Annotated in this window: 1 protein-coding gene; it reads right to left on the reverse strand. The window is 70.1% G+C overall.

The features are described from left to right. On the reverse strand, positions 1-256 hold a 256-nt coding region (locus SAZ04_RS21950), incomplete at its 3' end, for a hypothetical protein (protein WP_332699676.1). Between the last annotated feature and the right edge of the window lie 22 nt (positions 257-278).

The raw sequence follows: 278 nt of genomic DNA on the forward strand, positions 1-278 counted from the left end.
GCACCTTGTTCGGCACCCGCCGGTAGTCGGCCGGACGCGACTCGCGGATCTCGCGGGCTTCGATGGCCATGTAGATGAAGTGGGCCAGTCCCCACGCCTCCCGCCGTCCGATGAGAACAGGAGACACGGCCTCGAAGTCGGGGGCACCGAGATCGGCTGCTTCCTCCGACTCGGCTGCCGACGTCGCCTCCACCAGCGCCGGCCGCGGGCCCGGCCCTACCGGCGCCCCGGAGGTCAACTCGAGCACCGGCTGCACTTCTGTGAGCCTCACCCCTATC

It is taken from the genome of Halalkalibacter lacteus (assembly GCF_036663595.1).
Classification (GTDB): domain Bacteria; phylum Bacillota; class Bacilli; order Bacillales; family Bacillaceae_D; genus Halalkalibacter; species Halalkalibacter lacteus.